We start from the raw sequence: 15432 nt of genomic DNA, 5'->3' as shown, positions 1-15432 counted from the left end.
CCCGCTCCAAAGCTTGGTCATGCAACGGGAAATCTTGTTGTCGCCTTAAATGGCGACAGCGGCCGCCGAATGGGTTAACGGGTGGTTGCCGAAACCTGTTTTTTTGTCATCGAGGACGTTGTGAACGACTACGACGCGCTGCGGGATTATCTGAAGAAGCAGCATCTGCCCGAATTCGTGCTGACCTTCGAGGAGATCGAGGCGATCATCGATGCGGCGCTGCCGCGCGCCGCCCACCGGGCGTCGTGGTGGGAAACCCTGCGCAGCCCGCAGGAGAAGATGCCGCAGCGCGAAGCCAGTCTCGACGCCGGCTACATCGCCACGCGCCAGGCCGACGGCAAGAGCGTCAGGTTCAAGAAAATGTCCAACCGTCGTCCCGGCGAACGCCGGGACCCATAACCACAGGGCGTTGTTGTCACGAAGGCAACTGGCCCCAGCGCGTCATGGACGGGCCGCGGCGTATAGGTCCCGGCTCCCGTGTGCAGTTGCGCACGAGGCCGGGACGACAAGATCTAGCTCGCGGCTTCCAGCCGTTCCTCGGTGAGCAGCCGCGTAGCGGCGTCAGCGTCCATCGGCTCGCCGAAGGCAAAGCCCTGGGCGTATTCGCAGCCGAGCTGGTAGAGCTCGACGGCATCGGAATCCGTCTCGGCGCCTTCCGCGACCACCTCCATGCCGAGATCGTGCGCCAGCGCGATGATCGACTTCAGGATCACCGGGCGGGTGCCGCGGCTCGTGGTGCGGACGAAGGACTGGTCGATCTTGATGGTGTCGAACGGGAAGCGCTGCAAATAGGACAGCGAGGAGTGGCCGGTGCCGAAATCGTCGAGCGACAGCCCGGTGCCGAGCTCGCGGATCCGCGCCAGCATCTGGGCGGCGTGCTCCGGGTTCTCCATCACAAGCGATTCCGTCAGCTCCAGCTTCAGCGTGCCGCGCGCCACGGAGGAGCGCGACAGCACGGTGCGGATATCGTGGATCAGGTCGTGGCGCAGCAATTGCCGCGACGACACGTTGACCGACGCGAAGATCGGCTCGCGCGCCCGCATCGCGCGCTGCCACACCGCGAGCTGGCGTGCGGTCTGGTCCATCACGAACATGCCAAGGTCGACGATCAGGCCGGTCTCCTCGGCGACATTGATGAATTCCGACGGCGACATCCGGCCGAGCTTGGGATGGTCCCAGCGCACCAGCGCCTCGAAGCCCGCGATCGCGCGATCCTCGAGCCGCACGATCGGCTGGTACAGGATCGTGAGCTCCTGGCGCTCGATGGCACGGCGCAGATCGCTCTCGAGCGTCAGGCGGTCGGTCTTCCGCGCCCGCATCGCCGGCTTGTAGACGTCGATGCGGTCGCCGCCGATCCGCTTGGAGTGATACATCGCAAGCTCGGCGTCCTTGATGATCTCGTCCGAGAGCGGCGCGGCCGGATCGGACAGCGCCAGTCCGATCGAGGCGGTCAGGAAGATCTCGCGGTCGTTGAACGCGATCGGCGCGCGGATGGTCTTGCGGATGGTCTCGGCAAAATTGGTGATCCGCGCCGGGTCCTGCTCGGACAGCAGGATCAGGCCGAACTGGTCTCCGGCCATCCGCGCCAGCGTGTCCTGCGGCTTGAGGATGCGGGTCAGCCGCCGCGCCAGCGTCAGCAGGATGGAGTCGCCGACCGCAATCCCGACGGAATCGTTGACCTGCTTGAAGCGGTCGAGGTCGATCACCATCAAGGTCGGCCGCAGGTTCGGCATGGTCTTGGCGAGGTTCGCCACCGCGCCGAGCCGGTCCATGAACAGCCGGCGGTTCGGCAGGCCGGTCAGATTGTCATGCACGGAGTCATGCAGCATCCGCTCTTCGGAGTTCTTGAACTCGGTGACGTCGGTCAGCGTGCCGACCACGCGCGAGACCTCGCCGTCGGAGCCGACCACCGGCCGCGCCTTCAGTGCGAACCACATGAAGTGGCCGTCGGGCGTGCGCAGCCGGAAATCCTGCACCAGGCGGCCGCGGCGCTGGTCGAGCACGCTGTCGAGCGCGGCGCGGAAGCGGTCCTGGTCGAGCGGGTGCAGTACTTCGAGCCATTTCGCGGCCGGGCCTTCCAGCGTGCCGCGCTTCAGGCCGAGCAGTGCCTCGGTCTCGGGGCTGGTGAACACCTTGTCGGCGGAGACGTCCCAGTCCCAGATCAGATCGCCGGAGCCGGTCAGCGCCAAGGCGCGGCGCTCGACATCGGAGACCACGCCGGTGGTGGCGCCGCCGCCGGCGAAGGCGTGCTGCATTACGGTGAAGCCGATCAGCATCACGATCAGCACCAGGCCGCCGAGCAGCGCCGGGCCGACGATGTCGTTGGTGACGGAGCCCGCGACCGTCATGCCGGCCGCGACCACCCAGACCACCAGCAGGAACCAGGTCGGGATCAAGAGCACCGCGCGGTCGAAGCCGTGGGTCGAGAGATAGACGATCAGCGCGAAGCCGGCGAAGGCGATCATCACCAGCGACATGCGCGCGATGCCGGAGGCGACCGCGGGATCGAACAGCGCCAGCGCCACCAGCGAGCCGAGGAAGAGCAGCCAGCCGATCGTGATGTGCGAGTAGCGCACATGCCAGCGACTCAAATTCAGATAGGCGAACAGGAACACCAGCAGTGTCGCCGCGAGAATCGCCTCGCCCGCCGCGCGCCAGACGCGCTCGGCGTTGTTCGACATGTCGAGCACCTTGCCCCAGAAGCCGAAATCGACGCCGATATAAACCAGCACCGCCCAGGCCAGCGCCGCGGCGGCCGGGAACATGATGCTGCCCTTGACCACAAACAAGATCGTGAGCACGAGCGCGAGCAGGCCCGAGATGCCGATCACGATGCCCTGGTACAGCGTGAACGAGTTGACCTTGTCCTTGTAGGCGTCGGGTTCCCACAGATAGAGCTGCGGCAGCTTGTCGGTGCGCAGTTCCGCGACATAGGTGACGACGGCGCCGGGATCGAGCGTGATGCGGAACACGTCGGCGGTCGGGCTCTCTTGCCGCTCGGGGCGATCGCCGACCGACGGCGTAATGGTGGCGATGCGCGACAGGCCGAGGTCGGGCCACAACAATCCGGACGACACGATGCGATAGTGCGGCGCGACAATCAGACGGTCGAGCTGGTCGTCGGTGTTGTTGGCGAGCGCGAACACCACCCAGTTCTGTCCGCCTTCGCGGGCGCGAACTTCGATGCGGCGCACGATGCCGTCGGTTCCAGGTGCAGTGGAGACCTGAATGCGGTCGGTTTCGCTGCGTTGATGGTCGAGAACAGCGGTGAGGTCGATCGCCGGCGCGTCGCTGCGCACGCTGACCGCGTCGATCGCGTACGCGTCAGGCGCAGCAGCAAACATCATGAGGCCCAGCGCGAGCAGCGCAAGGCACCTGATCAGACGCAATGTCAGTACTCCGCGATCGACAAACTGACCGGGCCCGGCGACCGGCCCGGCGGTGGCGCGATAAATGACACGAAAGCGAAGGGAATCAAAGGGTTTCCGCCCCTGCTTCCGTCGCGAGAGTTAAACCACCAACACAATTTTGCCAATATGTTCGCTGGTCTCCATGCGCCGGTGCGCGTCGGCGGCCTTTTCCAGCGGGAATGTGCTGTCCATCAGCGGCTTGACGCGGCCTTCGCGCAGCAAGGGCAGCACCTTTGCCTCGATCGCCGCGACCATCGCCGCCTTGTCCGCATTACTACGGGGGCGCAGGGTCGAGCCGGTGTGGTGCAGCCGCTTGACCATCAGCTTGGCAAAATTGGCTGACGCCTTCGGTGCTCCCGACAGGAACGCGATCTGGACGATGCGGCCCTCAACCGCGGCGGCGTCGTAGTTGCGGTCGATATAGTCGCCGCCCACCATGTCGAGGATGACGTTGGCGCCGGCGCCGCCGGTGGCCGTCTTCACGGCTTCGACGAAATCGTCAGTCTTGTAGTTGACGGCGTGATCGGCGCCGAGCTTGAGGCAGGCATCGGCCTTGTCCTGCGAACCGACGGTGACGATCACCTTGGCGCCGAACGCCTTGGCGAGCTGGATCGCCATCGTGCCGATGCCCGACGAGCCGCCATGGATCAGCAGCGTCTCGCCGGCCTTCAGCGCGCCGCGCTCGAACACATTGTGCCAGACCGTCATCAGCGTTTCCGGAATGGCGCCGGCTTCCTGCATCGTGAGCTGCGGCGGCACGGTCATCGCCTGCGCGTCCTGCGCGATGCAGTATTGCGCGTAGCCGCCACCGGCGACCAGCGACATCACCTTGTCGCCGATCTTGTGCGTCGCGCCTTCACCGAGTGCCACCACTTCGCCTGCGATCTCGAGGCCGGGCAGGTCGCTTGCGCCGGGCGGCGGCGGATAGGAGCCGGAGCGCTGCGCGACGTCGGGGCGATTGACGCCGGCGGCCGCGACCTTGACCAGGATTTCGCCGGCCTTCGGCACCGGCAGCGCGCGGGTTTCCGGCACCAGCACTTCGGGGCCACCGGGCTTGCTGATGGCAACGACGGTCATTTGCGCGGGCAGGTTTGGCATGGTTCGTTCCTGGTCAGTGAGGAGGATTGGCTTGTGGCATACCGCCTTTTGCTACGAAGCGAAACGCCCTTAAGCCCCGAACCGCGCCGTCAGATGGCCTGCTTTCTCGGGGGTGATCTTCTCGACCAGCGGGCCGAGTTTTTCGACCGGCGTGCCGGCACCTTGATCCAGCAGCGGGATGAGTGGGCCATTGGGCCAGCGCGGCACGGCGTCGTCGTGGCCGAAGGCGCGGAGCACGCGTTCCGACAGAGTTGGCACGATGCTCCACGCCAGCGTGGCGCAGAGCGCGACTAGATTGAGTCCCGTGCGGGTGATGACCGCCGCGCGAACGGAATCGGACTTGATGGCGGTCCATGGTGCTGCGTGCTGCAGGTACGCGTTCGCGGTGTCCCAGATCGCGCGGGTCGTTGCGGCCGCGGCACGAAACTCCAGTGCGGTGTGATGGCGGTGCAACGCTGTGATGCGCCGCTCCAGATCATGCGCAAGCTCTCGCTCGGCCTCACCGGGCGTGCCACCTTCAGGAATGCGGCCGTCGAAGCTTCGATGCGCAAAGCTGATGATGCGGTTGGCGAGATTACCGAAGATGTCGGCGAGGTCCTTGTTCACATCGCCAACGAATCTCGCGACGCTAAAATCGGTGTCGGCGCTTTCGGGCGCGTTGGCGATCAGCCACCAGCGCCAGAGATCGGCCGGCAATTCTTCCAGCGCCGCATCGGTGAAGATGCCGCGCTGGCGGCTGGTCGAGAACTTGCCGCCCTCGTAATTGAGCCAGTGGAATCCCTTGATGATGTCTGCGGTCTTCCATGGCTCGCCGGAGCCGATCAATGTCGCCGGAAAACTCACGGTGTGGAACGGGATGTTATCCTTGCCGAGAAACTGGATGTAGCTGACGTCGTCGGCCTGCCACCACCATTGCCGCCAGTCGCGATCAGGTGCGGCGGCCGCCCATTCCTGCGTCGCGGCGATATAGCCGATCGGCGCGTCGAACCAGACATAGAACACCTTGCCGTCGAAGCCGTCGCGCGGGACCGCAATGCCCCAGGCGAGATCGCGCGTGATGCAGCGGTCGCGCAGATCGGCATTGAGCCAGCCCTTCGCGGTCGAGACCACGAAGGGCGGCCATCCGGTGCGGCTGTCGATCCATGCGCCGATTGTCTCGACCAGCTGCGACTGGCGCAGGAACAGATGATTGCTGTCGCGGATCTCGAGCGCGCGGTCGCCTGATAGCGCCGAGCGCGGATCGATGAGTTCTGGCGGGTCAAGCAGCGTGCCGCAATGATCGCATTGATCGCCGCGCGCCGATTGATCGCCGCAATGCGGGCAGGTGCCGAGCACGTAACGGTCGGGCAGGAAGCGCCGATCGGCCGGCGACCACACCTGTTGCGACGTGCGCGCCTCGATCAGCCCGGCTGCGTCGAGCCGGCGATAGAAGTGCTGCGTCAGCGCATGGTTTTGCGGCGCGCTGGTGCGGCCGAAATGATCGAAGGACAGACCAAAGCGCCGGTAGATGTCGGCCTGGACGGCGTGCTGCGCATCGCAGAACTCCCGGACATCCTGTCCGGCCTCGATGGCGCCAAGCTCGGCGGGCGTGCCGTGCTCGTCGGTGGCGCAGATGAACAGCACGTCGCAGCCGGTTTGCCGCCGGAAGCGGGCATGGACGTCGGCGGGCAGCAGCGAGCCGATCAGATTGCCGAGATGCTTGACGCCGTTCACGTAAGGAAGCGCGCTGGTGATGAGAATTTTGGTCATGGGTTAAGGTCTTTCGCGTTTGCTGATGCCGACCCTCGAAAGATCAAATCGGAAAATCAAAAAGCCCTCCCGCATGATCGGAAGGGCTTGGGGTCGGCTCATGCCTGGCGCGCAGGCGCGCACTATCCCGTCCGGTCAGACTCCTCGCGGTCGGGCCGGGGCATTCGCGTCAGATGTTGCGCGCACACGAAAGTCACTGCAAAATTCTCCTCACCCAAGATCTATCATCTCTGGACGCGAGGCGCCAGATCATCATTGCCGGGAGGGCAACATGCCGATTGAGGATGACGACCGGCCGAAGAAAAAAATTAGCCACGAGATCGGCCAGGATCTCTACCTGCTGTCGGTCGAGGATTTGACCGAGCGGATCGCGCTGCTCACTGCTGAAGTCGATCGCTTGAAAGAGGCGATGGCGAAGAAGCGCGCGTCAAAGGACGCCGCGGACGCGTTCTTCAAGTCGTAGCTCTTTTCGACATCACATCACGTCGTCCCGGACAAGCGAGCAAAGCGAGCGCGATCCGGGACCCATAACCACGGCTGTTCCTTGTCGCGTACGGTTGGGCCACAGCTGCGTGCAACGCGGGCTTTGGCGGTTATGGGTCCCGGCCCCCGTGCGCAATTGCGCACTAGGCCGGGACGACTCTCGGGGATCAACTTGGCCCTGTCCCAAACTAGGTCAATGGCCGACATGGCAAACAAAGCCTGAAGAAATCCGCTCATTTACGGTCGGTTAAGCTTTCTCGATTATGACTGCATTGTCCTGGTTTGGACACCGAGTGGCTCCTGTCCACTCTGTTTGACGCCTCCCTGTTATCAACTTCAAAGCCGCCGGAAACGGCGGCTCTTTTTTGTGCGTCCTATCCGCCGGAAACCATAAATCGGGTTGCGGCTGGACTCTTCGGCGCGCCCGCGCAATGATTTGTTCATCATAAGCTGGCGCGTCAGATGCCAGCGGGCGTTACGTGGTGTGAGGGCGTTAACCATGGCCGATCGTTCCCAGAGCGAAGCCGGGCTTGTGCTGTTCAGTGAACGGCTGACCAATTCTGCGGCATTTGGCGTGCTGTTCCGGGAAGGCATGGACCTGGTCGAGCAGACCGCCGCCTATCTCGACGGCGACGGGCGCACCGAGGCCAAGGCGCTGGAACGTTCCGTCAGCCTGACCTATGCCACCGAAAGCATGCGCCTCACCACGCGGCTGATGCAGCTCGCGTCCTGGCTGCTGTTGCATCGCGCGGTCAAGGAAGGCGAGATGACGCTGACCCAGGCCAATCGCGAGAAGACCAAGGCGAAGCTGTCGGCGGCCGATCCCGGCCCGGCCGACATGGTGACGAAACTGCCGGAGCAATTGCAGCAGCTGATCGCCCGCTCGATGGATCTGCAGGCGCGGGTGCGCCGGCTCGACACCACGATCCACGCGCCGGCGCCGGATCGTTCGACCATCGGCAATCCGCTGGTGCCGCAGCTCAACCGCCTCAAGGCCGCGTTCGAGCAGTAAGATCGGCGCGAAGCGTCGTCACGGCGCGCGGCGCGGTTCGGCCCGCGTCCTCATCAATCAGCTCGGGCGCGCACCTTGTCCCAGCCGTGGCTCGGTCCCGGCGAGCAGCCGCTGAATGTTGGCACGGTGGCGCGCGATCACGTAGATGCTGCCTGCGATCACCAGCAACCGATAGGGCAGTGGCTGCTCCAGCGCGCAGACGAGGGCGATTGCAGTCAACGCTGCCAGCATTGAACTCAAGGAAACGATCCGGGAGATAGCCAGCACGGCGAGAAACACCGTCGCGGCTCCCAGACCGACCGGCCAGGACAGCGCCAGCAACACGCCGAGCCCGGTCGCTGCGGATTTGCCGCCCGTAAAATTCAGCCAGATCGAACGGCCGTGTCCGAGCAATACGGCAAGTCCCGCGAGACAAACAGCCCAAGGTGTCCAGCTCTCAAGATCAAGCGCCGCCGGTGGCGTGACGGTCGCGAGCCAGGGATAGAACCAGCGGGCAAACACGATCGCTGCCGCACCCTTCAGCACATCGACCAGCAGAACCACCAGCGCAGGCCATGGCCCCAGGGTGCGCAACACGTTCGTTGCCCCAGTGGATTTCGAGCCATGCTCCCGAATGTCGATGCCCCTAAGCAGTTTCCCCGCCAGATAGCCTGATGGCGTCGCTCCGAAGAGATAAGCGATCGCCAGTCCAGCCACGCTCGCACTCCAGAACATCATGGCAGTCACCTCGACGCTTTCATTTCAAGCGAACCTGATCTGGTTGTCTACGTCTTCCGCGATCCATGATTCCGCGCAAACGGATCGCGGCCGCCTCCAGTTCCTCCGGCGCAAATCCGCCGAAGCCGAGCATCAGGCCGGGCCGTGCTTTCAGCGCGTACATCGGCGAGATCGGCCGCACGACGATCCCGTCGGCGAGTGCGGCCTTCGCCAATTGCACATCGTCGATACCGCGCGGTAGCCACACCAGCAGATGCATACCCTGATCGCTCGGCTGCAGGGTGACGTCATCAGGCATGTGGCGTTCGAGCGCTGCGATCAGTGTCGCGCGCCGTGCGGCGTAGACGCCGCGAATGCGCCTGATATGCGCTTCGAACAGGCCTTCCCGCATATAGGCTGCCAGCACATGCTGGTCGGCGGTCGGCGAATGCCGGTCGAGCAGCGCCCGCGCGCCGGCGAAGGCGTCGATCAGCGGCAGGGGCGCCACGACGTAGCCGAACCGCAGCGAAGGAAACAGCACCTTGCTCAGCGTGCCCAGATAAATCACCCGCGACGGGGCGAGACCCTGCATCGACGGGAAGGGATGGCCTGCATAGCGTAGCTCGCTGTCATAATCGTCCTCGACGATCCAGGCCGCGCGGCGCGCCGCCCAGGCCACCAGCGCGTTGCGGCGGGCCATGCTCATCGGCATGCCGAGCGGATATTGGTGCGACGGCGTCACGAAGGCCGCGCGCGTTCGGACAAACGGCGATGGCGGCATCGACGTCGATGCCTTGCGTATCGACCGCAATGCGCGTGGTGACGAGATCGAGATCGTCGAGCACCGCCGTCATGCCGGGATAGGCGGGATCCTCCGCCCACACGCGATCACCCGACGACAGCAGCACGCGGCCGGCGAGATAGAGGCCCTGTTGCGTGCCGGCCGTGATCACAACCTGCTCGGGCTCGCAATGCACCGCGCGGGATTTGCGCACATAGTCGGCGATCGCCTGCCGCAACTCCATCAGCCCGCGCGGATCGCCGTAGCTTGCCGGCGCGGCCGCGCGCGATGCACGGACGCGGTTGCCGAGGCGCCGCCAATTTTGGTCCGGGGCGACGGCGCCGCCCGGGACTGCGATCGCAAACGGCGCCTCCGGCATCGGCGTGAAGGCCGCCGCGATTTTGGCAAGCCGCATCGCGCGCGGCGGCAAGTGGATCGGCGCGGTCTTGTTCGAACTGCGGTTGACGGGCGGGCGGACGGGCCGCGCTTGTTCGGCAAGCGTCGGCGCGACGCTTGTGCCGGCACCGACATGCGAGACCAGATAGCCCTCGGCCTGCAATTGCTCGAAGGCTTCCATGACCGTGCCGCGGGCAACGCCGAGCGAGGCCGACAGCGCGCGGGTCGACGGCAGGAATTCGCCGGCCTTCAATTCGCCGTTGGCGATGATGGCGCGCAGAGCCTGCGCGATCTGCCGCCCAACCTGTCCGGCGGTGCGGTCGATCGCGCGGAGCGGAGGGATGCTGATCGTGGTACGCAGACGGGGCATAGTGGATCAGTCAGTATGATCGAAAGTGGCTCTTATCATAGGCCACTTCGGCGCTATTGTGCGAGCAACAATTGATGAGGCCTCCGATGTACCTGCCGCCGCATTTCAAGATGGATGAGCTCGGCCCGATCCACGCCGCGATGCGGGCCTCAAAGCTGGCAACGCTGGTCACCGCGACCGCCGACGGGCTGATCGGAACGCCGCTGCCGCTGATCCTCGCTGCAGACGAGGGCGACTACGGCACGCTGTACGGCCATGTCGCGCGGCCCAATCCGCAGTGGAAGCTGCCTGCGGTCGGCGAGGCGATGGCGATCTTCACCGGGCCCGACGCCTATGTGACGCCGTCCTGGTATGTGACCAAGGCCGAGCACGGCAAGGTGGTGCCAACCTGGAATTACGTCGCCGTGCACGCTTACGGCGCGGCCGAGTTCTTCGAGGATGCCGATCGCCTGCTCGATGTCGTCACGCGGCTGACCCGATTGCACGAGAGCACGCGCAAGGAGGCCTGGCAGGTCAGCGATGCGCCTGATGATTTCATCAAGGCGCAGCTGCGCGGCATCGTCGGCTTCCGGATGCCGATCACGCGGATCGACGCCAAGAAGAAGATGAGTCAGAACCGCAAGCTCGAGGATCGCGCCGGCGTCATCGCGGGTCTCGGCGCCAGCGACAATCCTGCCGACCGCGAGGTCGCGGCGATGATTCCGGCGAACTGAAACGAAAGCCCCGATGGAATTGTACCTCGCGTTTGCGATCACCACCGCGACCTTCGCGCTGATCCCCGGTCCCGCCATGCTCTATGCTGCGGCTCGCACCTTGGCGGGCGGCCGGCGCGCCGGGCTGCTGGCTTCGCTCGGCCTGCATCTCGGCGGCTATCTCCATGTCATCGCCGCGGCCGCCGGCCTCGCTCTGCTGTTTCACGCGGTGCCGCCGCTATTCACAGCGATGAGGCTGGCCGGAGCGGCCTATCTGGTCTGGCTCGGCCTGTCGCTGTTCCGCGATCGCGACAATACCAAGCGTCCCGCGCTTGCGCCGCTCTCCGCGGAGCGCGCCTTCGCGCAAAGCATCGTCGTCGAGGTCTTGAATCCGAAGACCGCGATCTTCTTCCTGGCGTTCCTGCCGCAATTCGTCGATGCATCGGCGAGCCTGCCGGTTTGGGCCCAGCTGTTTCTGCTCGGCACCATCGTCAACCTGACGTTCTCGGCGGTCGACATCGTCTGCGTGTTTTTCGCCAGCGCCGTGATGTCGAAGCTGCAGCGCTCGCAGAGGTCGCAGCGGATCATGCAGCGGATCGGCGGCAGCATCCTGGTCGGGCTCGGCGCACGGCTCGCGTTCCAGGACCGCTAGGTCAGCCCTCAAGACAAGGTCGCTGCAAGAGCAATCAATGCGCCAAAGACACCAAGTGGCGCAAGGTGCGAAAGATCGCGGTGGCGCAGAACGGTCATAACCGCAGCCGCAACGATTACCGCCCCAAGCGCCAGGCCAATACTGCGACTGGCGGGAAGTGCAATCAGAACGGCGCTCATGATCTCCAGTCCACCAGTAAAAAGGCTCCACCAGCGCGGGTAGCCCCACCGCGCGAAATCACTTTGCGTCCCGGGCGTGCCGATCGCGTTGAAGAGGCCTGCGCCAAAGAATCCGGCGACGAGGAGCCAGGTTGGAAGAGCGTGGACCATCTCAGGCCGCACCAATCATCATGGGGATGGCTGCCAAGACCATGAACACCGCCGTGAGGCCGTGCATGCCGAAGGCGCTCTTGGTGGAGCCTTTCGCTGCGAGGATGAGCAGCATGTCGCCCACGGGGATGATTGCTTCAACAAGCAGGATGATGCCGACCCCGCGCGGATCGCCCCACGCCATGAACGCCAGTACGGCCAATCCCGATGCAATGTCGCGCACCCCCTTGAGGCGCAGCCACCAAACGGTGTTGGCGCCGTTTTCAGGCAGCGGCAGGCCGAAACTGCGCGTCGCGGTCGTTGGGCTCACGACATATAGGGTGCCGATCGCGATAATCGCGACAGCCACGAGCAATGCCATTCCGAGCGCAAGCCAATGCATCACATTGTCCTATTCTAGCAAAAGAAGAAAGTCTAGCGTTGCTAGCTAGATAATCTAGCATTGCTAGATTATCAAGCCTCGGTATGATCACGAATGTGTGGGCCTTCCGGACCTGGGAGATCGAGGATTGGGTATCGTCGAGCGGAAAGGGAGGGGCCGGGCTGAGCGCGAGCATCGCATTGTCGCGGCGGCGCGCGTGATCGCGGAGCGCGAAGGATGGGATGCTGTTACAGTCCGCCGCCTGGCCGAAGAGATCGAATATAGTCAGCCGGTCCTCTATTCGCATTTCGAGAACATGGATGCGATTGTTGCGGCAGTTGCAGTCGAGGGTTTTAAGGAGCTCACAGTGGCGCTTCGGGAAGCGGCAGGCGGATCGACCAGACGACGAAATGCGCTCAAGGATGTCGCGACCGCCTATCTCGCCTTTGCGTTACGTCATCCTGCACTCTACGAGGCGATGTTCATCCTTCCGACGGATTTGCGGTTCGCCGAAGCTGGAACCAGACCGGAACTAAGGGCCGGTTTCGAAGCCCTTGCGGCAGTCGTGACGCCGTTTTGCGTCGATGTAGCTGTCGTCACCGAGACGTTTTGGGCAGCCCTTCATGGGCTCGCTGCACTCGAACGTTCAGGCCGAATAAGACCCAGCGCGCGCGGCGAACGCATCGCACTTGTTGTTCGGGCGATCGTAGTTTCCGGAAATAGCTCGCCTGGCAGGTTTGGCGTATCGACCTCCAACGCCCGGAGCTGAGTTTCACTTTTCTCCTATCGAATATTTCGACCGGCGCTCCTCTCGCATGCGTTGCACTCGCCGGAACTCGGACAGATCATGTCGCGGGAATGCGAAGCTAACGTCCCCGCCTACACTGTCATCGCCCGGCTCGACCGGGCGATCCAGTACGCCGCGGCCTCTCGGCTCAAGCACTGGCGCCTCTGGAATACTGGATCACCCGCATGCGCGGGTGATGACACTGAACATGCTGTTTGACATTCGAATCCGAACCGATCCCCAAAACAAAAACGCCCCCGAGATGGAGGCGTTTTGCATTGGGTCGCGAAGGCAATCCCGAAGCGGACTTTAGTCTTTCTTGAGGAAACCCGAAAACTTCTTCTGGAAGCGCGACACACGGCCGCCGCGGTCCATCAGCTGCTGGGTGCCGCCGGTCCAGGCCGGGTGCGACTTGGGGTCGATGTCGAGGTTCAGCGTGTCGCCTTCCTTGCCCCAGGTCGAGCGGGTCAGGTACTCGGTGCCGTCGGTCATGACGACCTTAATCGTATGATAATTCGGATGAATATCGGCTTTCATGGCAGTTCCTTCGGCGCGCCGGCGCCCATCTCAAGATGTCTGGGGTACGGGATTTGGGCGGCTCTATAACGCATGGAGACCCACGAAACAAGCCAAGAAAGGGGCTTAAGCCCATCACCGGATTGGGACTTTACCGGATTTGCCAGCCGGGGGTCAGCGGGCCTATGTGGAGGCGATAGAACCGGTCTAGAAACATAATGAGCATAGCCGAACAGCTTGAGACCCCTCCCGGCAGGCCGCAGCCTCCGCGCGATGCGTTGCTCGACGAGGAAGCCTTCATCGAGAGCCAGATCACGGAGCCGGCGAAGAGCCGTGCCCGCTTGCGGCCGCTGCTTGCGCTCGCGCCCTATGTGGCGCGCTACAAGGGGCGGGCGATCCTCGCGCTGATCTCGCTGACCATCGCGGCGATCACCACGCTGGTCGTGCCGGTCGCGGTGCGGCGGATGATCGACATGGGCTTCACGCCCGAAGGCATCGCGATGATCAACAGCTATTTCAGCGTGATGATCGCAGTCGTTGCCGTACTCGCCTGTGCCAGCGCCTCACGCTACTACCTCGTGATGACGATCGGCGAGCGCATCGTCGCCGATCTCCGGCGCGATGTGTTCGCGCATCTGATTTCGCTGTCGCCGTCATTCTTCGATTCCGCGCGAAGCGGCGAGCTGGTGTCGCGACTGACCGCCGACACCACGCAGATCAAGTCCGCGGTCGGCGCCTCGGTGTCGATCGCGCTGCGCAATCTGATGCTGTTCTTCGGCGCCGCGGCGATGATGGTGATCACGAGCCCGCGGCTCTCCGGCTTCGTGCTGGCCGCGATCCCGCTGATCGTGATTCCGCTGGTCGCGTTCGGCCGCTGGGTACGGCGGCTGTCGCGCAATGCCCAAGACACGTTGGCCGATGCCAGCGCCTATGCCTCCGAGCTGGTCAACGCGATCCGCACCGTGCAGGCCTATACCGGCGAGCGGCTGGCCAGGACGCGCTTCAGCCGCGAGGTCGAGCAGGCCTATGACGCCGCGCGCAGCTCGACCAAGGCGCGCGCGATGCTGACGCTGATCGTCATCTTCATCGTGTTCGCCAGCGTCGTCGTGATCCTCTGGGTCGGCTCGCACGACGTGCTGGTCGGAACCATCAGCCCCGGCCGGCTCGGCCAGTTCATTCTCTATACGGCGTTCGCTGCGAGTGGCCTCGGCCAGCTCAGCGAGGTCTGGGGCGAAGTCTCGGCCGCGTCGGGCGCCGCGGAGCGGCTGTTCGAGATTCTGCGCATCAGGCCGGAGATCGCCGCTCCCGCCGCGCCGCGCGCGCTGCCGCAGCCGGCGCGCGGCGATGTCGGCTTCGACAATGTCAGCTTCGCCTATCCGACCCGGCCCAACGCGCTTGCGGTCGATGGCGTGTCGCTGAAGGTCGGCTCCGGCGAGAAGGTCGCGATCGTCGGCCCCTCCGGCGCCGGCAAGAGCACGCTGTTCCACCTGCTGCTGCGCTTCTACGATCCGAAATCGGGCACCATCTCGCTCGACGGCGTGCCGATCCGGCAGGCCGATCCCGCCGAGGTCCGCGCGCGGATCGCATTGGTGCCGCAGGATTCCGTGGTGTTCGCCGCCTCGGCCCGCGAGAACATCCGGTTCGGCAGGCCCGATGCCACCCATGCCGAGGTCGAGCGTGCCGCCGATCTCGCGCATGCCACCGAATTCCTGCGCCGGCTGCCCGGCGGCTTCGATGCCCAGCTCGGCGAGCGCGGCGTGACGTTGTCCGGCGGCCAGCGCCAGCGCATCGCGATCGCGCGCGCCATCTTGCGCGATGCGCCGCTGCTGCTGCTCGATGAGGCGACCTCTGCGCTCGACGCCGAGAGCGAAACGCTGGTGCAGACCGCGCTCGAGGAATTGATGCGCCACCGCACCACGCTGGTGATCGCGCATCGTCTAGCGACCGTGCTGTCCTGCGACCGCATCCTGGTCATGGACCAGGGCAGGATCGTCGAGCAGGGCACCCACGCCGAGCTGGTCGCCGCCAACGGCCTCTATGCACGGCTGGCGCGGCTGCAGTTCGAGGGGATCTGAGCCCGCGATCTTGCTAGGCGTTGCC

At 64.7% G+C, this 15432-nt stretch carries 14 protein-coding genes and 1 pseudogene; 7 read left to right on the top strand and 8 right to left on the bottom strand.

Annotation, left to right across the window (positions count from 1 at the left end; all coding sequences use genetic code 11):
• Window positions 1–120 precede the first annotated feature (120 nt).
• Window positions 121–399, top strand: a complete 279-nt coding sequence (locus tag K359_RS0113335) for a hypothetical protein (protein WP_029079801.1) — start codon at window positions 121–123, stop codon at window positions 397–399.
• 113 nt (window positions 400–512) lie between these two features.
• Here K359_RS0113335 and K359_RS0113330 read toward each other — a convergent pair whose 3' ends face one another.
• From K359_RS0113330 to metG, 3 genes are all read right to left on the bottom strand, one after another.
• Window positions 513–3389 carry an EAL domain-containing protein gene (locus K359_RS0113330; protein WP_029079800.1) on the bottom strand — a complete coding sequence of 959 codons (2877 nt, stop codon included), beginning with the start codon at window positions 3387–3389 and terminating at the stop codon, window positions 513–515.
• Window positions 3390–3509: 120 nt separating this feature from the next.
• A complete protein-coding gene (locus K359_RS0113325) occupies window positions 3510–4508 on the bottom strand; it encodes an NAD(P)H-quinone oxidoreductase (protein WP_029079799.1) in 999 nt (332 codons plus the stop codon).
• Window positions 4509–4577: 69 nt separating this feature from the next.
• Window positions 4578–6257, bottom strand: coding sequence for a methionine--tRNA ligase (gene metG, locus K359_RS0113320; protein WP_029079798.1), 1680 nt, complete (start codon window positions 6255–6257; stop codon window positions 4578–4580).
• Between the two features lie 271 nt (window positions 6258–6528).
• Here metG and K359_RS0113315 point away from each other — a divergent pair, with 271 nt between their 5' ends.
• The gene (locus tag K359_RS0113315; protein ID WP_029079797.1) at window positions 6529–6720 is read left to right on the top strand and encodes a DUF1192 domain-containing protein; all 192 of its coding nucleotides are present in this window, start codon (window positions 6529–6531) and stop codon (window positions 6718–6720) included.
• 519 nt (window positions 6721–7239) lie between these two features.
• Window positions 7240–7752, top strand: coding sequence for a DUF1465 family protein (locus tag K359_RS0113310; RefSeq protein WP_029079796.1), 513 nt, complete (start codon window positions 7240–7242; stop codon window positions 7750–7752).
• Window positions 7753–7809: 57 nt separating this feature from the next.
• Here K359_RS0113310 and plsY read toward each other — a convergent pair whose 3' ends face one another.
• A complete protein-coding gene (gene plsY, locus K359_RS0113305) occupies window positions 7810–8469 on the bottom strand; it encodes a glycerol-3-phosphate 1-O-acyltransferase PlsY (RefSeq protein WP_029079795.1) in 660 nt (219 codons plus the stop codon).
• Window positions 8470–8488: 19 nt separating this feature from the next.
• A pseudogene (locus K359_RS51835) lies at window positions 8489–9995 on the bottom strand (PLP-dependent aminotransferase family protein).
• An 86-nt stretch (window positions 9996–10081) separates the two neighbouring features.
• Between K359_RS51835 and K359_RS0113295 the strand changes: the two are divergent.
• Both K359_RS0113295 and K359_RS0113290 read left to right on the top strand, forming a co-directional pair.
• A complete protein-coding gene (locus K359_RS0113295) occupies window positions 10082–10708 on the top strand; it encodes an FMN-binding negative transcriptional regulator (RefSeq protein WP_029079794.1) in 627 nt (208 codons plus the stop codon).
• A gap of 13 nt (window positions 10709–10721) precedes the next feature.
• Window positions 10722–11339, top strand: a complete 618-nt coding sequence (locus K359_RS0113290; protein ID WP_029079793.1) for a LysE family translocator — start codon at window positions 10722–10724, stop codon at window positions 11337–11339.
• An 8-nt stretch (window positions 11340–11347) separates the two neighbouring features.
• Here K359_RS0113290 and K359_RS0113285 read toward each other — a convergent pair whose 3' ends face one another.
• Both K359_RS0113285 and K359_RS0113280 read right to left on the bottom strand, forming a co-directional pair.
• A complete protein-coding gene (locus tag K359_RS0113285; RefSeq protein ID WP_029079792.1) occupies window positions 11348–11668 on the bottom strand; it encodes a DoxX family protein in 321 nt (106 codons plus the stop codon).
• Window position 11669: 1 nt separating this feature from the next.
• Window positions 11670–12050, bottom strand: coding sequence for a DUF4267 domain-containing protein (locus tag K359_RS0113280; protein ID WP_029079791.1), 381 nt, complete (start codon window positions 12048–12050; stop codon window positions 11670–11672).
• A 127-nt stretch (window positions 12051–12177) separates the two neighbouring features.
• On the opposite strand from K359_RS0113280, the gene K359_RS0113275 reads away from it, so the two are divergent.
• Window positions 12178–12798 (top strand): TetR/AcrR family transcriptional regulator, encoded by a 621-nt coding sequence (locus K359_RS0113275; protein WP_029079790.1) that lies wholly within the window; start codon window positions 12178–12180, stop codon window positions 12796–12798.
• A gap of 327 nt (window positions 12799–13125) precedes the next feature.
• Here K359_RS0113275 and rpmE read toward each other — a convergent pair whose 3' ends face one another.
• The gene (gene rpmE, locus K359_RS0113270; RefSeq protein WP_016845230.1) at window positions 13126–13353 is read right to left on the bottom strand and encodes a 50S ribosomal protein L31; all 228 of its coding nucleotides are present in this window, start codon (window positions 13351–13353) and stop codon (window positions 13126–13128) included.
• A 197-nt stretch (window positions 13354–13550) separates the two neighbouring features.
• On the opposite strand from rpmE, the gene K359_RS0113265 reads away from it, so the two are divergent.
• Window positions 13551–15407 carry an ABC transporter transmembrane domain-containing protein gene (locus K359_RS0113265; RefSeq protein WP_029079789.1) on the top strand — a complete coding sequence of 619 codons (1857 nt, stop codon included), beginning with the start codon at window positions 13551–13553 and terminating at the stop codon, window positions 15405–15407.
• Window positions 15408–15432 lie beyond the last annotated feature (25 nt).

This window comes from Bradyrhizobium sp. th-b2 (genome assembly GCF_000426785.1).
Lineage (GTDB): Bacteria > Pseudomonadota > Alphaproteobacteria > Rhizobiales > Xanthobacteraceae > Bradyrhizobium > Bradyrhizobium septentrionale.
The sequence above is the reverse complement of the archived record's forward strand: the minus strand, read 5'-3'. Positions and strand labels throughout refer to the sequence as shown.